The following is an 8,972-nucleotide window of genomic DNA, read 5'->3' on the forward strand; positions in this document are numbered from 1 at the left end:
CAGTGTTGGTAGCCTCATCACAATGAGATCGTTTGTTGTAGGGCATTTTAGGAGGGGGCGAAGTAATGTTAAACCAAAAATCGCGGTTTTTCCCCAGGAAGTGGCTCTGTGAGGGGAAGAGTACATCTCTTCTAGCCCCCCTCACCCTAACCCTCTCCCCCCAGACATTGGGGGGAGAGGGAACAGTCATGGGGACATTTCTATTTTGGCTGGACAGACGCACGGGATAACATTGATGGGATCTTAGAAAAAGTATATACTGCAGGCTGCCATTTTATTCCACTACGGGAGGAGGTAGTCCGAATGGCGCAAAAAGTGTTGGTCACAGGCGGCACGGGGTTCACGGGCGGCCACCTCTGCCGGCGCCTGGCGGAGCTCGGCCACCAGGTTCGCGCGCTCGCGCGTTCACCAGGAAAGGCGATGTCGCTCGCCTCAGCCGGCATCGATATTGTCCCGGGAGATCTCAAGGACAAGGATTCGCTCCTCAATGCTGCCTCAGGATGCGACGCCGTCTATCATATCGCCGCGACCTACAGGCAGGAGGGAGTGCCGGAGCGGGAGTTTTGGGATGTCAATGTCAATGGCACTGAGAATATGCTCGAGGCGGCAGCGCGCTGCGGCGTGAGCCGTTTCGTCCACTGCAGCACGGTGGGTGTCCACGGCCACATCGCCCACCCTCCCGCAGACGAGTCGGCTCCCTACAGCCCTGGAGATGTCTACCAGGAAACAAAGCTCGCGGGTGAGAAGCTCGCCCTGAATTACTTCCGCACGAAGGGGTTGTCGGGGGTGGTCTTCCGACCCACTGGCATCTACGGCCCCGGGGATACGCGTTTTCTCAAGCTGTTCCGGCATATCAAGTCAGGCCGTTTCCACATGATCGGGAGCGGAGAGGTGTCTTACCACCTGACCTACATTGACGACCTCGTGGACGGGATCATCCTCTGCGGCACAAAGAGGGAGGCGCTGGGGAACATTTATATCCTGGGCGGCGAGCGCGCCATGACACTCAACGAGCTCGCGGGCACGATCGCGGAGATCCTCGGCGTCAATCTCTCCCGGCTGCGTATTCCTTTTGCGCCCGTGTACGCTGCGGCCTTCGTGTGCGAAAAGCTGTGCAAGCCGTTCGGGATAGAACCCCCCCTCTACAGGAGGAGGGTCGATTTTTTCAGGAAGGAGAGGTCATTCGACATATCGAAGGCAAGGTGGGAACTCGGTTATAATCCAAAAATCAGTCCGCAAGAAGGGTTGAAACGGACCGCTGAATGGTACGTGAGAAACGGCCTCATGTAAAAAGTCGAAAGTGTAAAGACCTATAGCTGAAACGGCCTCATGTAGAAAGTTGAAAGAGAAAGGACCCTATCTCGACCAGGTCAATCGCCATGATAAAAGAACCACATCACAGGAGGGGCGGTTTCATTCGCCTGATCACCGGCATCGTGCTCATGGCATTCGTCATCTGGTGGGTCGGCCTCGAAAAGGTCGGCGCGGCCTTCTCGCGCATCCGGCTGGCCTGGGTCATCCCGATCCTCGTCACCGCGTATCTCGGGATCGCATTGAGCTGCCTGCGCTGGAAAGCGCTCCTCGCCGCGCGGGGGATCAACGTCTCGGTGCATCCCCTTACCTTCTATTACACCATCGGCTACTTCTTCTCGAGCTTCCTCCCAAGCATGTTCGGGGGAGATCTCGTCAGGAGCTACATCTTCGGCAAAAAAATAAAGAGCCAGCTCGAATCATTCGCCTCGGTCTTCATGGAGAGGCTCACCGGCCTCGCCGGGCTCGTCGGTGTCGCCTTCGTCGCCTCGGTGATCAACTACGCGACGCTCGCGGAAGCGGGGCTCGCCCTCTTCATGTCCGCGGTCTTCGCGGGCTTCATCATCTTTCTCATCCTGCTCTTCAACAAACCCCTCGTTGACTATCTGGGGGGGCGCGTGAAGTGGAAGCGGCTCGCGAAGTGGCGCGAACGCTTCGCCGCATTCCACGACGCGATTTACTCATTTAGGTCCCGGAAAAAGACAGTGGTGATCGCGCTCGCGTATTCCGTCCTGTTCCAACTTCTCACGAGCGTCAACACCTACATCGTCTGCCTCGCGCTCGGCCTCCAGGTGAGGCTTCTCGACATCATGATCGTCGTCCCGCTCATCCTCCTCATATGCACGCTTCCGCTCACCCCCAACTCAATGGGGGTGTGGGAGGCCTCTTTCGCGTTTTTTTTCTCGAGGCTCGGCGTGCCCGAGGCAGGGGCGCTCTCCATCGGCCTCGTGCTCAGGGCGAAGAACATCCTCGTGGCACTCCTCGGAGGGGTTTTCTACACGATTTCAGGAAAAGAACTGAAGGCACGGGAGGCCATTGATGAGGGTTAGCCACTGGCTGCTCTTCTGCGCGGGGCCCCTGCACGCCATGTGACGTGGCGTTCGAAATCAAAAAGCTCGCCCCGGTCTCATTCAATCTCCGGCACTTCAACAATGCCATCCTCAAGCTGGTCAAGATAGAAGTGGCAGAACGGCAGCAGCCGGATTAGAGTATCTGGATCTTTTTGACCGGTTTCATCGCGCCCTCCGCCTTCGGGAGCGTGACGGTCAGGACGCCGTTTTTGTAGTCGGCCTTGATTTCGTTCTCTTTGATCTCCGTCGCGATGGGGATGACGCGCTCGAAGCTGCCAAAACTCCTCTCGCGCATATACCACCCCGTGCTCTTGATCTCTTCTTTGACCACTTCCCTCTTGCCGCTGACGATCACGTTCCCGTCCTTGAATGAGATGTCGATTTTATCTTTTTCCATGCCCGGGAGATCACAGCTCACGATGATCGCCTTATCGGTTTCTTTCACATCCACATCCGGATAAAACTCGAAGTTCTGCGCAACCGGCCCCATGGGCGCCCGGGGCTGTAAACGCCAAGCAGTATCCTCGATGATTTGGTTCAGTCTTCCCTGGATCCCGTGCAGCTCCGCCCATATATCCTCTCCCGCAGGCCCGCCGCCTGGCGGGACAGGGGGTTCCTGGACAGACTCAGGGTTCGCACCGGCTGTCTCGTCAGCAGGTGTTCTGGCCGCTCCCGCGGGAGCCGCACAGAAGACGGCGACGGCCGCCATGGCGAGCAGGGCACAAAACATACCATACGTCAACGAACGCATACGCCACCTCCTTTTTAAATTAAATCACTGGTAACTACTCAGGTAGTCAGAAGCCAGGAGCCTGAATCAAGAATGGATCGCGAATAAGCTTCCAGTAGCTTGCTGACCTCTTCGAGCTAACTGCATTAACTCGGAATTCTGGCTCCTGACTCCTGAATTCTGGCTCCTGAGCAGTTACAATCACTGAATACACTGAGAACACTGATGAGAATGCTGCTAAAATGCAGGGGCGCCCCTGACAAAACGCTCTTTCTCCAGATCCCCGGCGTCAACCACGACGAGGACCTCTCTGTTCGCCCCGTTCTTGCTCAGCGTGACGAGGCGTCCCTTGCTGATATGGACCCGCTCCTTGTTATAGAATTCACCGCGGAGAGAACCATCATAGATGATGAGGTCGATATCGTCGGCGCGCACACCATCGATGTACACGTCGCCCAGCCTCATGACGAGAGGCATATAGATGGAGTGCAGATTGTCAACGATGGTTCCATATGCGACCACCGGCTCCCGCACGAGCGCGACCTGCTGGTCATAGACAGGGATGTACTTTCGATCAGCATAGACGAAGAAGCAGCATATGATAATGCCGTCGTGATTGAACCGGACAGGCCAGAATTTGCCGAACTCGACGCAGCGCCGCTTGGGGTCGGTATAGGTGAGCCGCCAGATCTGCTGGGCCACCTCCATGTTCTGCTCCGGCGTACCGAAGAACACCAGGTCAATATCCTCGTCATCCTCCATGCGGCCGTAGGCGAGAGAACCGGTCACCCCAAGCCTTTCCAGCGGCACATTGAAAAGGACGCTCACCTCTTTGACGCGTTTGTCAACCTGCGGATACTTCTCCATCACGTAGCGCATTGACTTATGATTACTGAACCAGCCTTTCATGGCGCTGAGCTCAAAGGGATAATGGAACTCCGTGAGGATCAGTCTCTCACGCGGCGGTCTCAGGCTGTGATCTATCTTGTAATGGTACTCGATCTGTTTATCGTGAGGAATGAGGACCCGCTCACCCGCTTCCCACCCCTTTGTGATGCTCTCGTATTTCCGCCCGTGGACCAGGATGGTGCCCTTCTCACATGGATAGTTGATGATCTTGCCATAGAAGCAGCCCGGGGGGTGCCAGTACCCCTCTGCATAGACGAAGCTTTCGGTATCCTTGAAGAAGTATGTGGTATCAAGAACCGTGGGGCCGAGATCCCCCAGGGGGCATACGACCTTCTCGATTTCCTTTTCGAATGTATCTGCCATGAGTATTCTCCCTCCCGCACAGGATGACTGCGGGGCCCGGTGCCTCGAACGCTTCTCAGATCTACGGCGAATGATACCAGAATGGCATTCTGATTAAAATTCAAAAAAGCGATCAGCTAAATTAAATATTTCCATCACGAGCCAGGCGGGGGACCAGGTGCTAAAATGCAAAAATACGGCCGTTACCCGAGCCGCACCCACACGCGGTGCCTGATCTTCGACCTCAGGGACACCATGCTGAGGATTCCCCAGAGCCAGCGGTAGTTGGAGGGGCTGAAGTAGAGGTCAGTGAACCGCACCACCCTGCATATCCAGTGGAGGAGGTGGAGGTGGTTGAAAAATAATTCCCTCTTTTCAATCTGTCGTATCAGGAAATTCGGGAATATCTTGAATTGAGCGAGAGAAAACAACAGGTAGTAGTACTCGTGCGTCCTGAGAAAGCCCCGGTATTCTTTTTTTGAATCAAAGGTCGTGATCCAGTCGCTGCCGGACGTGCTGGTGTTCCCCTCGATGTCCTTCTCGGTAATGAAGCCCTTGGCGAGGTATATCTTGGTGAGCACGTAGTTCGGGAAAAAAGACAGGTTGAAGGCCTGGAAAATGAAATTCTTGGGCAGCTGCAAAAACAGATTCAGGCTCTCCCGAAGGTCTTCCCTCTTTTCGAGGATGTTATTCTTCACGTAGTCATAGTATATCCTGAACACGCCGTTCGAGCGCTTGATCGATCTCAGCCCATCAAGCCTGCGGCCGGCTGTGATCACCTGCGAGTTCAGTTCACTCCTGTTGTAGAGCTGTTTCCTGATGGCGTAGCTCCCGCTCTGTATCCCCATCACCGTCACGGTCCAGCCGGCCTCTCTCAGGGCGACGAGGATCTCCTCATCGACGTACGAGGGATGGGAGTACGCGAAGAACGGAATATTCACCTTCTCGCGGTACTCCCTGGCGAACTCGAGACACCATTTCTTGTTGACCTGAAAGATGTTGTCCCAGAAAAACACCATCTTCAATCCCGGATTCTTCCGTTTCGCCCCCACCAGTTCTCCGATCACGCGGGAAACACTCCGGCGCCTGAATTTCTCATGCGTGAGCGCGTTCACGCAGAACGAGCAGTTCATCAGGCAGCCGAAAGAGGTCATCGTCTGGTGGATGGTCTTCAGGGGGTCATCCGTAAAGCCGTAACCGAAATAATCAATATTCCTGTCCGGCTGCAGGCGGCCATCGTCTATGTAGCTCTTGTGCTCGCCGTCGTAGCTCGCGAAGGGAAGGATGTCCAGATCGTTCAGGAGCGGCCTCATTTCGTTCCTGATAATCCTGTCCCCCTTGTTCACCCACAGGTTTTTTATATCGTCATACGGCCTGCCCTCCGCAATTCTCTTTGACAATTCCAGCAGGGGGTCGAAACCCTCTCCCGCGCATATCATGTCTGTATGGGGGATGCAGTTCGCCGGATCGATGGTCGGGTGCGACCCTCCCCATATCACGGGGGCCGGGAACTTCGCCTTGATTGCCCTGGTGATCCGTTGCGCGACCTGGAAATGCGATGACTGCACCCCCATGCCTATGAGAGAGGGATTCAGCTTCTCTAGCTGAGCCAGCAGGGCATCTATATCCTCTTCCGTGGCCTCGGTATGATAATCGTTCATCTCCATGAAGTCGTTTTTGAGCGTCTTTGTCGACTTATGCCTCATGCGCTTGAAGCCTATGAAAGAGACGGGTACGCCGTTAGCCCGCAGGTACGAGAAGAGGCTCCTGAGCGCGAAATTTTCATAATGAAACAATGCGATGAGCACCACATTCATGTTCGCTCCTGCACCGGCGATTGGCGGGGTGCTGGAAGAATGCTTTGAATATCCGGGTGGCTCGCTCCGCCGCCGGATGCGTGTGCCCCGAGTGGGGACACCAAATGCAAAGCCCCGCCTTCCACACTGGGAAGACGGGGCTCGCAATCGTAGGATCAATGCGCGCTTACGAACTCCGGCGCTTTACATTGACGGCCTGTTGGCCTTTTCGACCGGGGGCTACTTCGAACTCCACAGCCTCACCATCTTCCAGGGTCTTGAAACCCTCTTGCTGGATCGTAATGTGGTGCACGAATAGGTCCTCACCGCTCTCTGGGGTGATAAAACCAAAGCCCTTCCGCTCGTCAAACCACTTTACCTTGCCTGTAGCCATGTCAATAAACTCCTTCATCTGGCTCGGGGGCGGCTCCTATGTAGTACAGCACCACTCTAGTGAATCGTGCCGCAACCGCCCTGATCAGAATCAGCCAGGCTATAAAAAAGCCGTGAGACGAGTAAATCGCTCACGGCTCATAGATTACGCAACCTATACACCAAGCTATACTCTAATCTTGGAAGGATTATACCAGAGCCCCCCCCGCTGTCAACAAATATTTTACACAATTATTTGTAGTATGGGTGTACCCAGAGGGCTTTGCCCCCCCCAGGCCGGTGGGTCATTTCAGAGGTAACATCTTTGCGCCCCCTGTCACGATGTAAAGGCTAGGTCTTTTGAGCATGGCAAAATAGGCTTCAGCAAAATAGGCTTCACCTTTTTCAATATGTTTAGTAGGCTTAAACGGCGAAGCGTCACCGCAACGGCAGTTCTTTTAACAAGGAGGGGTTTGTGAAACATTTATACATCATGCTGGATAAGAAGACGGTGACGGTTAGTCCTCGAGAGAAGTTCATAACGGGAAGGTAGCCGAAGCGGTAGCGGCAGGGTTGTGACAGCATCAGGTGAGAGGAGACGGAGATGAGTAATAAGATTACCAAGTGGGCATGGGATGCGCTTGTGGTGTATGGGATTGTGGAGAAAATAAGCGCCGTGGAGGGATTAAAGGGAAAGTTGCTTAAAGAGATTGGGGAAGTAGTGCGTAAGGTAAACGACAACATGTGTATTAAGGTCAAGAGCACAAGCAAACTGTATATCCACAAAACAGAATCAGGTTGGATATTGTACCGGGGGCCTCAGGTACATGGTGATGAGAAGAAGTACCAGTTTGTTTAACAAAATCTATTTTTGCAAATAAGAGGTTACCAATGACATTTAACCCGAAATTTACCATTACTCCGAAGATCAATAAAGCGCTCGTTGAAATCGAGCGGGTGCGGGGTTTTCTTGATGCGGTAAAACTCAAGGATGATTGGATTGCCGACATGCAGAAGAAGGCGCTCATCCTTGAGTCGCACCATTCCACACACATTGAAGGCACGGCCTTGAGCCTTGAGCAAGCCCAAAGCATATTGGAAGGCAAAAAGGTCAAAGGGGTTAATCGTGATGATGAAATAGAGCTTTTGAATTACAAAAAGGCGATGGACTTTATTTCAAGGTATCTCGGCAAGGATGATCCGGTCACCGAAGGGGTAATCCGGGAGCTTCACAAAATCACCGTCAAAAGCGTCCGAGGCGGTCAGGCAGACCCGGGCACTTACCGTAAGATACAGAATTATGTAGTCAATTCCCGCACACGGGAAGTCATTTACACTCCGCCCCCCCCATTTGGGATTCCGCTCCTTATGCGGGAGTTTGTAGATTGGCTTAATAAGGACAAGGATGTGTCACCTATTCTTATTGCCGGCATAGCTCAGTTTCAGTTTGTGCATATTCATCCGTTCATTGACGGCAACGGCAGGACGGCCCGGCTTCTTTCGACGCTTATCCTCTATAAGACCTGCTATGACTTTAAGCGGCTATTCACCATTTCCGAGTATTACGACAAAGACCGTCCGAGTTACTATGCAGCGATTCAATCAGTCAGAAATAACAACATGGATATGACGGCGTGGCTTGAATACTTCGTTGACGGCCTGCGCTCGCAGATGGAAGAAATTCAAAAGAAGGGAAAAAAGATCATTGTTTCGGAGAAGATCGTCAAAGCTCTTGAGAGCCATAATTTAAATCTACGGCAGGAGAAAATAGTCCGGTTTCTTGTTATTAGCAAGCGTATAGATAACGAACAATGCCAGAAGCTCTGCGGAAGTATCCGCCGAACTGCAACAAGGGATTTGGCATCGCTTGTCCAAAAAGGGCTCCTTATCATGAAGGGCGAACTTAAAGGCGCCTATTACGTCTTGTCGCAGGCTGTGTCAAAAATATAGGACATTATAGGACAGCGATATGGGACATTACAGGACACGGTAATAGGACAACACGCTCAAGCACGGTATCAAGAGGGAATAGTTCGTAACTGCTCAGGAGCCAGAATTCAGGAGTCAGGAGCCAGGAGTTGAAATGAGGACGCCAGCGGCGACATTTGAGGACTTGGGATACGGCGATGTTTCCGAGTTAATGCAGTTACTCGAAGAGGTCAGCAAGCTACTGGAAGCTTAGTCGCGATCCATTCTGGATTCTGGCTCCTGGCTTCTGACTACCTGAGTAGTTACAATAGTTGTAACTTCCTCTACATAAGTAAATAACGCCAAGTATAAAATATCTACTAATATTGTAATAATTGTAATGGGTCACCCATCAAAGGCGCGGAGTCAATAGACATGATCTGGTCCCTCCCTCGCGCATGCGCGGGTTCAACTGCTTGCTCCGTTCACGCCAGCACTCGTGACTTGCCTGCTGCTCCATCCCGAGCCCGTTTC

At 53.3% G+C, this 8,972-nt stretch carries 8 protein-coding genes; 4 read left to right on the forward strand and 4 right to left on the reverse strand.

Annotated features, from left to right (window positions below; all coding sequences use genetic code 11):
* Window positions 1-303 precede the first annotated feature (303 nt).
* Both NTX71_01760 and NTX71_01765 read left to right on the forward strand, forming a co-directional pair.
* On the forward strand, window positions 304-1,290 hold the full coding sequence (locus NTX71_01760) for an NAD-dependent epimerase/dehydratase family protein (protein ID MCX6338630.1): 987 nt from the start codon (window positions 304-306) through the stop codon (window positions 1,288-1,290).
* A gap of 89 nt (window positions 1,291-1,379) precedes the next feature.
* The gene (locus tag NTX71_01765; protein MCX6338631.1) at window positions 1,380-2,360 is read left to right on the forward strand and encodes a lysylphosphatidylglycerol synthase transmembrane domain-containing protein; all 981 of its coding nucleotides are present in this window, start codon (window positions 1,380-1,382) and stop codon (window positions 2,358-2,360) included.
* 154 nt (window positions 2,361-2,514) lie between these two features.
* On the opposite strand, the gene NTX71_01770 is transcribed toward NTX71_01765, so the two are convergent.
* The 4 genes from NTX71_01770 to NTX71_01785 form a co-directional block, all read right to left on the reverse strand.
* A complete protein-coding gene (locus NTX71_01770) occupies window positions 2,515-3,132 on the reverse strand; it encodes an Hsp20/alpha crystallin family protein (protein ID MCX6338632.1) in 618 nt (205 codons plus the stop codon).
* Window positions 3,133-3,348: 216 nt separating this feature from the next.
* Window positions 3,349-4,383 (reverse strand): hypothetical protein, encoded by a 1,035-nt coding sequence (locus tag NTX71_01775; GenBank protein MCX6338633.1) that lies wholly within the window; start codon window positions 4,381-4,383, stop codon window positions 3,349-3,351.
* A 182-nt stretch (window positions 4,384-4,565) separates the two neighbouring features.
* Window positions 4,566-6,179, reverse strand: a complete 1,614-nt coding sequence (locus tag NTX71_01780; protein MCX6338634.1) for a cobalamin-dependent protein — start codon at window positions 6,177-6,179, stop codon at window positions 4,566-4,568.
* 166 nt (window positions 6,180-6,345) lie between these two features.
* A complete protein-coding gene (locus NTX71_01785) occupies window positions 6,346-6,552 on the reverse strand; it encodes a cold-shock protein (protein ID MCX6338635.1) in 207 nt (68 codons plus the stop codon).
* 582 nt (window positions 6,553-7,134) lie between these two features.
* Between NTX71_01785 and NTX71_01790 the strand changes: the two genes are divergently transcribed.
* Both NTX71_01790 and NTX71_01795 read left to right on the forward strand, forming a co-directional pair.
* Entirely contained in the window at window positions 7,135-7,389 is a 255-nt protein-coding gene (locus tag NTX71_01790) for a hypothetical protein (protein ID MCX6338636.1), read from the forward strand.
* Window positions 7,390-7,421: 32 nt separating this feature from the next.
* Window positions 7,422-8,480: a Fic family protein gene (locus NTX71_01795; protein MCX6338637.1), complete on the forward strand. Its 1,059-nt coding sequence runs from the start codon at window positions 7,422-7,424 to the stop codon at window positions 8,478-8,480.
* Window positions 8,481-8,972 lie beyond the last annotated feature (492 nt).

This window comes from Candidatus Auribacterota bacterium, assembly GCA_026392035.1.
Taxonomy (GTDB): domain Bacteria; phylum Auribacterota; class Tritonobacteria; order UBA1439; family UBA1439; genus JAPLCX01.